Source organism: Neptunomonas sp. (genome assembly GCF_016744175.1).
Lineage (GTDB): Bacteria > Pseudomonadota > Gammaproteobacteria > Pseudomonadales > Balneatricaceae > Neptunomonas.
Map to the genome: position 1 here is coordinate 1 of NZ_JADGEV010000068.1, position 12,747 is coordinate 12,747.

Annotated in this window: 11 protein-coding genes, 2 tRNA genes and 1 riboswitch; of the genes, 9 read left to right on the forward strand and 4 right to left on the reverse strand. The window is 44.0% G+C overall.

Features of this window, described 5'->3' with window-relative positions:
- From QZZ55_RS18855 to QZZ55_RS18880, 6 genes are all read left to right on the forward strand, one after another.
- Positions 1–77: transfer RNA gene (locus QZZ55_RS18855), tRNA-Pro, on the forward strand.
- Positions 78–120: 43 nt separating this feature from the next.
- A tRNA-Pro gene (locus tag QZZ55_RS18860) sits at positions 121–197 on the forward strand.
- A gap of 147 nt (positions 198–344) precedes the next feature.
- The gene (locus QZZ55_RS18865) at positions 345–1,946 is read left to right on the forward strand and encodes a GGDEF domain-containing protein (RefSeq protein WP_293268973.1); all 1,602 of its coding nucleotides are present in this window, start codon (positions 345–347) and stop codon (positions 1,944–1,946) included.
- Between the two features lie 145 nt (positions 1,947–2,091).
- Complete coding sequence (locus QZZ55_RS18870; RefSeq protein WP_293268974.1) at positions 2,092–2,727, forward strand: XRE family transcriptional regulator; 636 nt, start codon at positions 2,092–2,094, stop codon at positions 2,725–2,727.
- 65 nt (positions 2,728–2,792) lie between these two features.
- Positions 2,793–2,897, forward strand: a riboswitch (SAM-I-IV-variant riboswitch).
- Positions 2,898–2,938: 41 nt separating this feature from the next.
- Entirely contained in the window at positions 2,939–3,304 is a 366-nt protein-coding gene (locus QZZ55_RS18875; RefSeq protein ID WP_293268975.1) for a hypothetical protein, read from the forward strand.
- Between the two features lie 190 nt (positions 3,305–3,494).
- Positions 3,495–5,249, forward strand: a complete 1,755-nt coding sequence (locus tag QZZ55_RS18880) for a DEAD/DEAH box helicase (protein ID WP_293268976.1) — start codon at positions 3,495–3,497, stop codon at positions 5,247–5,249.
- Between the two features lie 86 nt (positions 5,250–5,335).
- Here QZZ55_RS18880 and QZZ55_RS18885 read toward each other — a convergent pair whose 3' ends face one another.
- From QZZ55_RS18885 to QZZ55_RS18895, 3 genes are all read right to left on the reverse strand, one after another.
- Positions 5,336–5,818 (reverse strand): glycine zipper 2TM domain-containing protein, encoded by a 483-nt coding sequence (locus QZZ55_RS18885; protein ID WP_293268977.1) that lies wholly within the window; start codon positions 5,816–5,818, stop codon positions 5,336–5,338.
- An 83-nt stretch (positions 5,819–5,901) separates the two neighbouring features.
- On the reverse strand, positions 5,902–7,680 hold the full coding sequence (locus QZZ55_RS18890; RefSeq protein ID WP_293268978.1) for an ABC transporter ATP-binding protein: 1,779 nt from the start codon (positions 7,678–7,680) through the stop codon (positions 5,902–5,904).
- 157 nt (positions 7,681–7,837) lie between these two features.
- Positions 7,838–8,080 (reverse strand): DUF465 domain-containing protein, encoded by a 243-nt coding sequence (locus tag QZZ55_RS18895; RefSeq protein ID WP_293268979.1) that lies wholly within the window; start codon positions 8,078–8,080, stop codon positions 7,838–7,840.
- A gap of 241 nt (positions 8,081–8,321) precedes the next feature.
- Between QZZ55_RS18895 and aroA the strand changes: the two genes are divergently transcribed.
- Together aroA and QZZ55_RS18905 are read left to right on the forward strand one after the other, a co-directional pair.
- Positions 8,322–9,602, forward strand: a complete 1,281-nt coding sequence (gene aroA / locus QZZ55_RS18900) for a 3-phosphoshikimate 1-carboxyvinyltransferase (RefSeq protein ID WP_293268980.1) — start codon at positions 8,322–8,324, stop codon at positions 9,600–9,602.
- Between the two features lie 230 nt (positions 9,603–9,832).
- Positions 9,833–10,813, forward strand: a complete 981-nt coding sequence (locus tag QZZ55_RS18905; protein ID WP_293268981.1) for an NAD(P)H-binding protein — start codon at positions 9,833–9,835, stop codon at positions 10,811–10,813.
- Positions 10,814–10,874: 61 nt separating this feature from the next.
- Here QZZ55_RS18905 and QZZ55_RS18910 read toward each other — a convergent pair whose 3' ends face one another.
- On the reverse strand, positions 10,875–11,858 hold the full coding sequence (locus QZZ55_RS18910) for a YeiH family protein (RefSeq protein ID WP_293268982.1): 984 nt from the start codon (positions 11,856–11,858) through the stop codon (positions 10,875–10,877).
- Between the two features lie 149 nt (positions 11,859–12,007).
- Between QZZ55_RS18910 and QZZ55_RS18915 the strand changes: the two genes are divergently transcribed.
- Positions 12,008–12,747, forward strand: a 740-nt coding sequence (locus tag QZZ55_RS18915; protein WP_293268983.1) for a LysR substrate-binding domain-containing protein, incomplete at its 3' end; no start/stop codon positions are given.

The following is a 12,747-nucleotide window of genomic DNA, read 5'->3' on the forward strand; positions in this document are numbered from 1 at the left end:
CGGAGCATAGCGCAGCCTGGTAGCGCATCTGGTTTGGGACCAGAGGGTCGCAGGTTCGAATCCTGCTGCTCCGACCATTTATCCCAAAGAACATATATCCTTATATACTGTTCGACTTGTCGGAGCATAGCGCAGCCTGGTAGCGCATCTGGTTTGGGACCAGAGGGTCGCAGGTTCGAATCCTGCTGCTCCGACCATCTTTACTTCAATACTTCATCTCTTCTTGAAATACTTTTAGCAATCTTTCAACTCTATACATATACTCCTTGCACTTATTTTTAGTTTGCATACCTAGAGATCTTACTTTTAAATAAGCATTAGCTACTTTAATCAAGGACTGACATGTGCGGGCACTATTTCTTTTATTTTTTATTTTAGGCCTTTTACCGCAGTCGGCCCACTCTACTGAGCAAGTCACACTTCAGCTTCGCTGGCACCACCAAGCCCAATTTATTGGCTACTACACTGCTAAATCCAAAGGGTTTTATGATGAAGAGGGCCTTGACGTCATCATCAAAGCAGGCGGCCCAGGAATAATTCCTTGGCAAGAAGTAGTCAACGGCCGTGCTGATTACGGCGTTGAGAATAGCAACGCCCTTACTGCGTTCATGTATGGCGAGCCAATAATTGCTCTAGCAGCAATTTACCAGCACTCACCTAGTGCCTTTCTTACCAAACGCTCTTCCGGTATTCGCACGCCTGCTGACCTCGCGGGAAAAAATGTCATGATATTCCCTGGCGGCCAAGACCCCGAATTAATGCTACTGCTGAAACAGCAAAACCTAACAAAATTTGACCTAAATCTTATTGCAACCAGCGCAGATCTTAACGACCTAATTACTGGCGAAGTAGATGTATTTAACGCCTACATCTCTAATGAACCTTACGCTTTAGAGCAATTAAGAATACCCTACAACCTTATCAAACCTATAGACTACGGGATTGATTTTTATAGCGACATTTTAATCACGAACAAGCTCAGCCTGCCTGCCCAGAAAAAACGAACCGACGCATTCATTGCTGCCAGCCTTCGCGGATGGGAGTACGCTCTAAGCCACCCTGAAGAAGCCATCACTCTTTTTAAAAACGAGTACGAAACAAAGAAAGACCTTGGGTACCTTCGCTTTGAACTTAATATGGCTCACGAACTTATCATGCCTGAGCTTATTGAAATTGGTCACATGAACCCAAACAGGTGGCAAGACATCGTCGACATGCTGGTTGACTCTGGAATTATTAGAAATAAACACAGCCTAGACGGCTTCATATATAAGCAAAGCAATACTATCGATTGGAGTTTTTGGAAACCGATTATCTACTCAGCAGTAGCGCTGATGGCAATACTCGCAAGCATTAGTTTTTACCTACTATCACTAAATCTAAAATTAAAACGCGAAGTTGCCACTCGCCGCGCAGCTGAAGAACAATTAATCCACTTAGCGACCCATGACTCACTCACAGGTTTGGCTAACCGCTCCGCACTTTCTTCTTATCTCGACATGTTTATAAAATTAGCTAAGAGGAACAAGTTAACTCCCGCCATACTGTACATAGACCTTGATGGCTTTAAGGAAATAAATGACACGCTCGGACACTCTGCTGGCGATCAAGCCCTTATCCGCTTTGCCAAAAAGACTCAAACCTTATTAAGATCAAGTGATATTTTTGGTCGATTAGGCGGTGATGAGTTTCTCATTCTTCTAGAAAATAGCACACGTGAGGGCTCCCACCATCTAGCGCATAAAATATTAGCGAGCTTAGAGATTCCTCTTCAGTTCAACAACTCTCATAGCAAGCTTGGCGCAAGCATCGGTATTGCCATTTATAAAAACCATGAAGAGACTTTTGACCAATTCCTCACTCGAGCTGATAGGGCAATGTACTACGTCAAGAATAATGGAAAATCAGGTATCGGGGTTGCTGCTCCATTTAAAGCAAAAAAATAGCATCAAAATCTTTCATATAAGAAACTTTTATGTCCATATCCCCCATAATCTGCAAAAATACACTCCAACCCAACACATTCTCAGATTGATGCTAACTCTCTAATACGATCCACCTGAGCACACATAATAAGAAATGGAGATATTCATGTCTGACCCGCAATTACCAGAGCATAGTGAAAACCCTGCTTTCATCGTTACGCAAAATGCAACAAGCGAAGCGTCGGTTGAGCCTCTACAGCTAGGGAAGCGTGTTCGCGAAATAAGACTCAGCCAAAGCTTAACTCTGGAAGAGGCCAGCAAATTAACAGGACTTGCCCGGTCCACATTGTCAAAAATAGAAAATGAGCAAATATCACCCACCTTTAGTGCCGTATCAAAATTAGTTGCTGGTTTAGGAATTGATATACCACAATTGTTTTCTCAACCATCACGTTCTGCAGGAGCCGGAGGTAGGAGAGATATCACTCGTGCAGGCGAAGGTAAGCCCCACCCTACCCCTACATATGAACATGAACTGCTGGCAAACCAATTAACCAGTAAAAAAATGCTGCCTTACCGCACTACAGTACGGGCAAGATCTTTTGAAGAGTTTGGCGATTGGGTCAGACACGAAGGTGAAGAACTCCTTTACGTGATTAGTGGCAGTATTATTTTTTATTCTGAATTTTATGAGCCCGTTAGCCTAGACGAAGGTGATAGCGCCTATTACGACTGTGAAATGGGTCATGCTCTTACATCAACAAGCGAAAGTGATGCAGTCATTCTCTGGGTAACAGCCTAACACCATACAAAGTCCTTTTTTAGATGAAGAGCTATTGCTGGCGAAATGGCTAGATGATAGATTGTACACAACATCAAGAGAAGGGCTGACGTCCTCGCCAACCTGCCAACCTGAGCAAGGTGGATACCGAATATCGGTGATGCGGTCTATCGACAATTAACCAGGCCCCTCTGTATCGTCAGCTTTTGATTTTTCCCTATCAGGAGCCCACATGTTTGAAGCACACCAACCAACAGCAGACCTATCTTCAATCCAATCGAGCCATCAAGATAGCTCTATTGATGAGCAGATAGTAGATAAAATCATATACAGCAAAACCCATAGTTGCCCTTTGCGTGTTTGGAGCAGCCATGGTAAACGTAAAGACAATAGTGGAAATGCATCCACTTTTTTATTTTTATATATTGAGTATAAAAATATCAACAATGATTCCTGCTATCTGTGCAAGGAACTCGCTAGCGAGCTATTACTTGATCAGCAATTTTTAGTCATGCTTGCAGAATCAGTCTTGCTGAAAGATATATCAGCCAAAAAGACACTTCTATGGCTGGATGAAACACAACGCAATGATGAATGATCAGATATTGTAGCCCTTACTTCCCCACCTAGGTTCTGGTTCTGCAATTATAAATAGTGGCATCATCCCCATACATAGAGAACTTGATAAATTGCATCCTGTACTATATGGGCTATATCTTCTATAATAATTAATTATCATTCCATTCCGGTCGATCTAATCGACCTAGATTTATAACAGGTTCAATTAGATGTCATTAGACGACCAGCCCGCCTTTAAAGAACTGGGCTTGGCCGCTCCTTTGTTGCAAGTGCTACAAGAGATCGGTTACGAAACACCTTCGCCAATTCAAGCTAAATGTATTCCTCACCTTCTTGAAGGAACAGATTTACTTGGACAGGCACAAACAGGTACTGGTAAAACAGGTGCCTTTGCTCTGCCTATTATGACGCGTATTGATATCAATACGAAGAATCCGCAGTTGTTAGTTTTGGCTCCAACACGAGAACTGGCTATTCAGGTAGCTGAAGCTTTTCAGACTTATGCTCGTCACATGCCTAACTTCCATGTACTTCCTATTTACGGCGGTCAGGCTTACGATGTTCAGTTACGTCAATTACGTCGCGGTGTACACGTTGTTGTAGGCACACCAGGACGCGTGATGGATCATATCCGTCGTGGCTCCCTAGTACTAGACAGCCTACAAACGCTCGTACTTGATGAAGCAGATGAAATGCTACGCATGGGCTTTATTGATGATGTCGACTGGATATTAAGTCACACTCCACCTACACGCCAAATTGCTTTATTCTCTGCAACAATGCCGCAAGCCATTCGCAAGTTGGCGCTACAGCATCTTAAAGACCCTGTTGAAATTAAGATTGCTAGTAAAACGGCTACTGCTACGACAATCAAGCAGCATTACTGGCGTGTCAGCGGTGTTCATAAACTAGACGCCCTTACTCGCATTCTCGAGATGCAGCAATTTGACGCTATGCTAGTTTTCGTGCGCACCAAGTCAGCAACTACTGAGTTGGCCGAGAAGCTATCTGCTCGCGGCTATGCCTGTGAAGCACTTAATGGTGATATTTCTCAGCAAGTGCGAGAACGCACAGTTGAACGTCTTAAAAAAGGCAAGCTAGATATTCTTATCGCTACAGATGTTGTTGCTCGTGGCCTAGATGTTGAACGCATCAGCCATGTTCTTAACTACGACATCCCATACGATACTGAGTCTTATGTTCACCGTATTGGCCGTACTGGCCGTGCTGGTCGTTCTGGTGAAGCCATTCTATTCGTTGCTCCTCGTGAACAGCGCATGCTACGCATGATCGAACAAGCTACTCGTCAGAAGATTCAGCCAATGGAACTTCCATCGGCAGCAGATATTAATGTAAAACGTCTAGATCGCTTTAAACAGCAGATCAGCGAGACTATGGACAGTCAGGATCTATCTCAATATCTAGACCTGCTAACTGAATATCAGCAAGAACATGACACGGATCCTATTAATATTGCGGCTGCTTTAGCTGTATTATTACAAGGACAAACACCTCTACTTATCAGCGAAAAAGAGCTTCGAGGCCCTAAAGCTTTCGATGATAGAGATAGTGGCGGAAGAGACAGTCGTTCTGAACGCGGTGAGCGCAGACCTCGCAAACCTCGCGGCGAAACTTCAAATGCTGACATGCAGCGCTATTGCCTATCTGTCGGACAAGAGCACGGTGTTAAACCAGGCAACATTGTTGGTGCAATTGCAAACGAAGCTGACATCGAGAGTCGTTTCATTGGCCAGATTGAGATCAAAGACAAAGCTACTTTTGTAGATCTTCCTGCCGGTTTACCAAAAGAAACCGTTGCCGTTCTACAGAAAATTGTAGTCTGCGGACAGCGTCTAAATCTTAAAGCCGTTGACGGTGCAGGCACACCATCTAAAGGTGGACGCCCATCAAATAGAGGGCCAAGATCATCTGCTCCTCGCAAGCCTCGTGCTAGTAAAGACTAGACTCTTGCTATAAAAAAAGGCGGATTTTTAATCCGCCTTTTTTATGCCCGTCATTTAAGCAGACTCAGCAATGTATCGTTTACATTCTAGTAAACAATACGTGCTACACCGCCTCTTTTCAGCAGACGCACCTGCTCGCCTACCTGAAAGAAAGACTGATTCTCTACTTCTTGCACGATAGATAATGTTTCACCATTAGATAAACGCACTGTAACTTCTTGCCCCTGCTTTCGTGTGGTATTTTCTTCTATCGCCTGACCAACCATTCCCCCAGCAACAGCCCCTAACACAGCAGCGATACTACTACCTTTACCGCCACCCAGAGTACTTCCTGCAAGACCACCTACAATTGCACCCGCTCCAGAACCTACAACACCATCTTTACGCCCTTCAATTACAACCGGCGTGGCGGATAGTACCGTACCGTAACGAACTGTTTGTATCTGCCTTGCCTCGCTTTGGCTATAAGATTTACCCGTCAAACTGGACGACGCACAGCCTGACAGCACTAAAGTCATGGCGATAGCACCCAATACAGTACCGCCCATTTTTTTGTTAAAGAAAATCATTTTATCGCCTCAATTAATCCACTGTAGAAGAGTAGTTAAATACTAGCTCACGTTTAACACGTCCCAATCAAGCATCAGCCCAGTTAGTGCTGCCCATAAAGCCGAGCATAAAGCCCATCTTGCTCAATTAGTTGTTTATGCCCCCCCTCCTCTGCAACTTGCCCATCCTCAAACACATAAACATGATCTGCTTGTTTTACTGCACTCAAACGATGGGCAACGATAAGTGTCGTTCTTCCTTCTAAGAAAGTTTGTAATGCACTATGTAAAGCGCGCTCCGTTTCAGTATCTAATGCAGAAGTCGCCTCATCAAGAACCACTACCTTGGGATCAGATAAAACCATTCGAGCTACTGCCAAGCGCTGCCTTTGGCCTCCCGATAAGCGCACCCCTTGCCTACCAACCAATGTATTTAAACCTTCCTCCAAAGAATAAATAAACTGATCTAACTGTGCTATCTCTAAGGCCTTCCATAAACGTTCATCCGTGAAGGTTTTTCCCATACAAAGGTTGCTTCGAATAGTGCCATTAAATAGTGCAGGATGCTGTAATACAGTTGCCACATTATCTCTGACAACATCAAGGCCAATCTGTTCGACCGGGATACCATTAAAACGAACCTGCCCTGATTGAGGTATATATAAACCAAGCAACACTTGTACAAACGTTGATTTTCCACCGCCACTAGCACCTACAAGCGCTATTTTCTGCCCTTTCTTTATATGCAGAGAAAGGCCGTTTAGTACCGGCGCTCCATCACTATACGAAAAGTTCACATTGTCTATATCGATACTAACGCTTGCAGAATCTTGAAATGGATCATACATAGCGGGATATTGTGGCTCCTGCTGTAGCTCCAGTATTCGATTTAAACGCGCCAATGCAGCTTTAGCTCCATAATATGCATACTGGATACCTAACACTTCCTGAACCGGCCCCATCATGAACCACAAATAGCCAAACACAGCCATCATTTGACCAATTGAAAGATCCGAGAAAACAACCATCAACATTGATACTGCTCGAAACAAATCAAAACCAATCAAAAATACCAAAAAGCTAAAACGGCTCGCCGCTTCACTTTTCCATTCATATGCACTGGAGTTATCTCGAACGCTGCGCGCATCATCCACTAACCGGCTTAAATAGTGTTGCTCACGGTTACTGGCCCGAATTTGCTGAATCGCATCCAAGGTTTCTGTTAACGCTCCCTGAAATACTTCGTAGGATTTATTTTCATGCTTTTTTAGCTCTTTGACACGCTTACCAATGACCGTTGTGAAATAAATCACAACCGGATTCAAAAACATAATAAAAAGCGCTAACAACCAGTGCATCCAAAGGAGGATGACCGCAGTGCCGATAATCGATAACGATGCAATTAGTAAACGACTTACTGAGCTCCCTATAAAGCGGTCAACCGTATCCAAATCTGTCACAAAATGAGAACTAACAGAACCACTACCGAGTGTTTCATACTCAGCCATAGAGATTCGTCCTAGCCTTTGCAGCATTACTTTCCTCATCCTGAAAATGATGTCTTTTGAAATGATAGTAAACTGACGACCCTGCCAAACATTCAGTACGAGTGCAATCGTGCGTAATATAACCGTAATGATTAGTATCGATACAATATAAAGAACAGGGCCATGCCACTGCTCAGGAAATAGAGGTGATAATGTATTAATCAACACGTCTGGTTTTTCTAGCAGGACCTCATCAACCAACAGTGGCATTAATAATGGCAGAGGGACTGAGGCAATTGTCGCTAGAATAGCCACCCAGTTTGCAAAAACAAGCTCGCGTTTGTGCTCAAGAGTAATGCTTAAAATATACTTCCAACTAAATCTAAAAGACTGCATGTCACCCTATCTATATAAAGATGTAAATGAAGTATATATACCACATACCCCTATTTCGATCATTGCAGCAGACACAAAAACACCCGCTACGGCGGGTGTTTTATTTAGCGCTGTATGCGTCTACTTCATATAAAGAAGACTACATACTCACTTCATTTTATGCTGACGCGCGAAGCATTGCGAACAATTGGTCTTTCAAATGAAGACGTTTAATTTTTAGCTCTTCTTCAGTATGAGTTGTAACCGGTTCTGCTTCTGTTTCCATACGCTCCACTTGCTTAGTGAGAATATGGTATTCATCAAACAATCTGGAGAAATGTGCATCATTCATTTTAAGAGAATGAATCTGATCGCGGTACTCAGGTAATTCATGTATTAAATCGTGATGTTCAATGCTCATATTGTGTATTTCCTTGATGGGTTACATTTTTCTTTTTTCTTCATATACAGTATCTCTGATATATAAATAACGTTCATTGATGCTCATCAACATAGGTTATCGAATCCGTTAAAAGCACTGTCGACATGACAGAAAAAACTATTTTTATGGATAATTTTTATGCTTTTACTCTCGACCTTATGAGCAACACAAGGTACGTTATATACCCTTGATAATTGTCCACTATAGAGCCCTTAATTTAATGGAAAGCCTGACACTCCAGCCCATCTCTTCTGTTGCCGGTGAGGTACAGATTCCAGGCTCAAAAAGCCTATCTAATCGCATTTTGCTGCTTGCTGCTCTCGCAGAAGGTGATACGACCATCACTAACTTGTTAGACAGTGATGACATACGCCACATGCTGACTGCATTAAGCTCACTCGGTATTAGCTATACGCTATCGGATGACCGCCAATCTTGCACCGTTAGCGGACGAGGACAACCTTTAGGGAAAACAGACAGCACATTATTTTTAGGTAACGCAGGGACGGCCATGCGGCCACTCTGTGCAGCCCTTTGCTTAGGCAATGGCGAATATGAATTAACAGGTGAACCACGCATGTACGAGCGCCCAATCGGCGACCTCGTAGACGCATTAAGAACTCTTGGTGCCGACATTGATTACCTTGGCACACCGGGTTACCCTCCTCTTAATATCAAAGCCAATGGCTTACAAGGTGGGGAAGTCAGCATTAAGGGCAATATCTCAAGCCAGTTTCTTACCGCATTACTCATGGCTGCCCCACTTGCTAAAAACGACTTAACCATCCACGTTGATGGTGAACTTGTTTCTAAGCCCTATATCGATATCACCTTACATACCATGTCTTTATTTGGTATTGAGGTTATTAATAACAATTATCAGTCTTTTGTTATTCGTTCGGGCCAACAGTACCGCTCACCTGGAGAGATAATGGTTGAAGGTGATGCATCTTCTGCATCTTACTTTTTAGCCGCCGCTGCGATTGCCGGCGGCACTGTACGCGTTTATGGCGTGGGAGCCGACAGTGTGCAAGGCGACAAACGCTTTGCCGAGGTACTCGAAGCAATGGGAGCCAAGGTTACTTATGGACCAACCTATATCGAAGTAACAAAAGGCAAAGAGCTAACGGCTGTTGATTTGGATCTAAACCATATACCCGATGCCGCCATGACCATTGCCACAACAGCATTATTTGCTAAAGGCACTACCGCGATTCGAAATATCTACAATTGGCGAGTAAAAGAGACAGACCGTCTAGCAGCCATGACAACAGAGCTACGTAAAGTTGGCGCCATTGTTGTTGAAGGCGATGACTTTATCGAAGTCACCCCACCTGCACAGCTACAACATGCTGCAATTGATACGTACGATGATCACCGTATGGCTATGTGCTTTTCACTGATTGCTCTCAGTGATACACCGGTAACTATTAATGACCCGGGATGCACACGTAAAACATTCCCTGAGTACTTTGACCTATTTAAAAGCATTTGCCTATAAAAGCCAAAATGCGTGTCAGTTATGGTGACTGACACGCCCATTCACATCACTACCCGTTTCATTAAATACCTCACTATGCCAGGCTCTACAACAACCGCTTAACTGGCCCTACCCTAGACACCATCAACTAACAGAAGATGCTGTAAAAGGGTAACTACGCGCAGCTCACTGCAATCTTCATTTATGCCCCCCACTACAGATCATTTTAATTCTATCCGGAGAAACACTCAATGACCAAAGCTATTGTTCTGGTTACCTCGGCTACGGGCCGCATTGGTAAAGAACTGGTTGCCCGCTTATCTCAAGCTGGCGAGTTTACGGTACGTGCCTGCTACCACACCGAGTCAAAAATTGCCGACCTGAAAGCCGTAGGCGCTGATGAAACAGTATTTTTTGATCTGAATGATGCTACCAGCTGGGATGCCGCCTTAAACGGTGTAAGCGCTATCTACTCTGCATCTTTGGACCCTATGCTGGAAGGCCACCTGAATTTCTGCGAAGCACTGGCAACCCGCACCGACACCATCAAACACGTGGTACGTGTAAGCTGCATGGGTGCGGATACCAACACGGCATCTTATCAGGCAGAACAACACTCTTCCCGAGAAGGCGCATCGATTCCACTGATGCTGCAGCATTATTGGTGGGGTGAGAAAGCATTGATTGATGCGGGGCTAAATTTGACAGTATTGCGCAACAACTTTTTTATGAACCACCTTTTAAAGACCGATTGCGACAATATCGCCCAAGAAGGTTGGTTTAGTAATCCCTTAGGTAAAGCACGTAACTCTTTTGTTGCCACCCGAGATATTGCAGAAGCCGCAGCTGTAGTATTGAACGAAGGCCCAGAACGCCACGCTAATAAGTTCTATGATATTACCGGCCCCCAGTCACAGACCATGGCTGAAATTGCTGCTGATCTTGGCCGTGCCATGGATAAGACAATCGAGTATCGCGCGCAATCTATGGTCGATTTCGAAAACGATTTTGGTGCTACTCGCGCAGAATTCTTCGAATACTTAGTCAACGGTTTTTACTGTCGATGTAGCCCGGATTTCTACAACCTCACCGGTCATAAACCCACCGCTTACTACGATTACTTGACAACTCAAGGGGCATCCGGCGAGACTGGTCTGGAAGAATTATGGCAGGGCAACCTTTGGAAAAAAGGCCAAGATGCTATGAAAGCAGCAACCGCCGTTAAAAGCTAAAAGGCCTTTCATTAAGACCTTAGCGTGTCAGTTATTCTGACTGACACGCTTTAATAAATAACTAGCCAACTATCAACCACTGGCTCAAATAAAACCCGCCAAAGATCAGCATAACAAAGAGCATTAACGATAATATCATTGGCTTAACACCGGCCTGCCTAATAGTACTCCAGCGCGTTTGAACACCTAAAGCGGCCATCGCTATCGCTAAAGAGAATTGGCTAGCCCACTGTAGAATACTTAGCAACGTCTCTGGCAACAGCAATAGACTATTAATACCCGATGCCGCAATAAAACCAAACACAAACCATGGAATAGCGATTTTACCGCCAGATGAGCCATCACTGCTACGGGTCAGAAACGCACTCAAGATGAGAATAAACGGCGCTAACATCATCACGCGGATTAATTTAACAACGACCGCATTTTGCAATGCTTCTCCCCCAATAGCCTCCCCTGCCGCTACGGCTTGCGCCACTTCATGTACTGTACTTCCAATATAAATACCGAAGGCTTGCTCACTCATGCCAGAAAACTGAAAAATAAACGGATAACTGAACATAGCTATCGTGCCAAACAAAACCACCGTAGCAACAGCGATAGTCACATTTTGCTGACGTGGCTTTAATACAGACTCAGTAGCAAGAATAGCTGCTGCACCACAAATAGCACTACCAACCGAGGTAAGGATCGCAAGCTCTCTATCTAATTTAAAAAAGCGAACACCGACGTAAGTACCTACACAAAATACACTCGTAATGACGAGTAAATCTAATACAAGTGCTTGCCAGCCCACAGAGATAATCTGCTGAAAGCTCAAACTAAATCCAAAGAGAATGATTCCCGCGCGAAGCAATTTTTGCTGACAAAAACGTGTAAATATAACCTCCTTATCAGCAAATTTACGCGTATTTAAATGACCAACAACAATCCCCAAAATGATAGCCAGTGGCAAAGCACTTAAACCGAACTGTGCGATAGCGGGTACTTTGGCAAGCAGAATAGCCACTATCGCAATTAACGGTAACGCTAGTATTTGAGACATGAGGAAACTCCGAGTAAAGGCCTGTTTCACTCATAATCCACCTATACAAATATTAAGTATAATGGGATTATTAGATACGACACATTAGAAAAACCGAATAATCATTACGAAACAGCTGTATCAAACAAGTTATTACGAGCGTATTTTCTATGAGCGTATCTATTAAGCAATTAAGAGTTTTTGAAGCAACCGCGAGACTCGGCCAGTTAACGGCAGCCGCTGATGAGCAAGCCATGAGCCAATCCGCTGCTAGCCAATCTCTGAGAGAGCTTGAATCAACATTATGCTACCCACTCTTCCAACGTATAGGCCGTGAGCTTATGATTACTGAAGTTGGCCGAGATACGCTCCCCAAGGTCAGCCAAATATTACACTTGATAGACAGCCTACATACGCCGGGAGATGGCTCAATCTCTGGCCCATTACGTATCGCTGCCAGTGTTACTATTGCGACTTACTTACTCCCTAGCTTACTGGCAGAATTTATCCATCTACACCCTGAAGTAGTACCCGACGTTAAGATAACCAATACACAAAATGTCATTGCCACATTAGAAAAAGGACAGGGTCATATTGGCTTGATCGAAGGCCCAGCTCAACATCGCCAATTACAGATAACACCTTGGCACGAAGACAAGCTAGAAGTGTTTTGCCACACAAGTCACCCTCAAGCACACCTTGGGCAATTACTTCATGAGCAGATAGGACAGCAGCGTTGGATATTACGTGAAAATGGATCTGGAACTCGCCGAATCTTTGATACCGCCATCCAAGCCATTAACATCCAGGCACAAGTAGCTTTTACATTAAACCGACAAGAAGCCATCAAACAATCAGTAAAAGCAGGACTTGGCGTGGGATGTTTATCACAACTCTCGATCGCGGAAGA

What these genes read in the sequence shown, in the direction of transcription:
- QZZ55_RS18875 (WP_293268975.1), top strand. Translation starts at nt 2,939, where the DNA reads ATGTTTGAAGCACACCAACCAACAGCAGACCTATCTTCAATCCAATCG.
- aroA (WP_293268980.1), top strand. Translation starts at nt 8,322, where the DNA reads ATGGAAAGCCTGACACTCCAGCCCATCTCTTCTGTTGCCGGTGAGGTA.
- QZZ55_RS18880 (WP_293268976.1), top strand. Translation starts at nt 3,495, where the DNA reads ATGTCATTAGACGACCAGCCCGCCTTTAAAGAACTGGGCTTGGCCGCT.
- QZZ55_RS18895 (WP_293268979.1), bottom strand. Translation starts at nt 8,080, where the DNA reads ATGAGCATTGAACATCACGATTTAATACATGAATTACCTGAGTACCGC.
- QZZ55_RS18910 (WP_293268982.1), bottom strand. Translation starts at nt 11,858, where the DNA reads ATGTCTCAAATACTAGCGTTACCGTTAATTGCGATAGTGGCTATTCTG.
- QZZ55_RS18905 (WP_293268981.1), top strand. Translation starts at nt 9,833, where the DNA reads ATGACCAAAGCTATTGTTCTGGTTACCTCGGCTACGGGCCGCATTGGT.
- QZZ55_RS18885 (WP_293268977.1), bottom strand. Translation starts at nt 5,818, where the DNA reads ATGATTTTCTTTAACAAAAAAATGGGCGGTACTGTATTGGGTGCTATC.
- QZZ55_RS18870 (WP_293268974.1), top strand. Translation starts at nt 2,092, where the DNA reads ATGTCTGACCCGCAATTACCAGAGCATAGTGAAAACCCTGCTTTCATC.
- QZZ55_RS18890 (WP_293268978.1), bottom strand. Translation starts at nt 7,680, where the DNA reads ATGCAGTCTTTTAGATTTAGTTGGAAGTATATTTTAAGCATTACTCTT.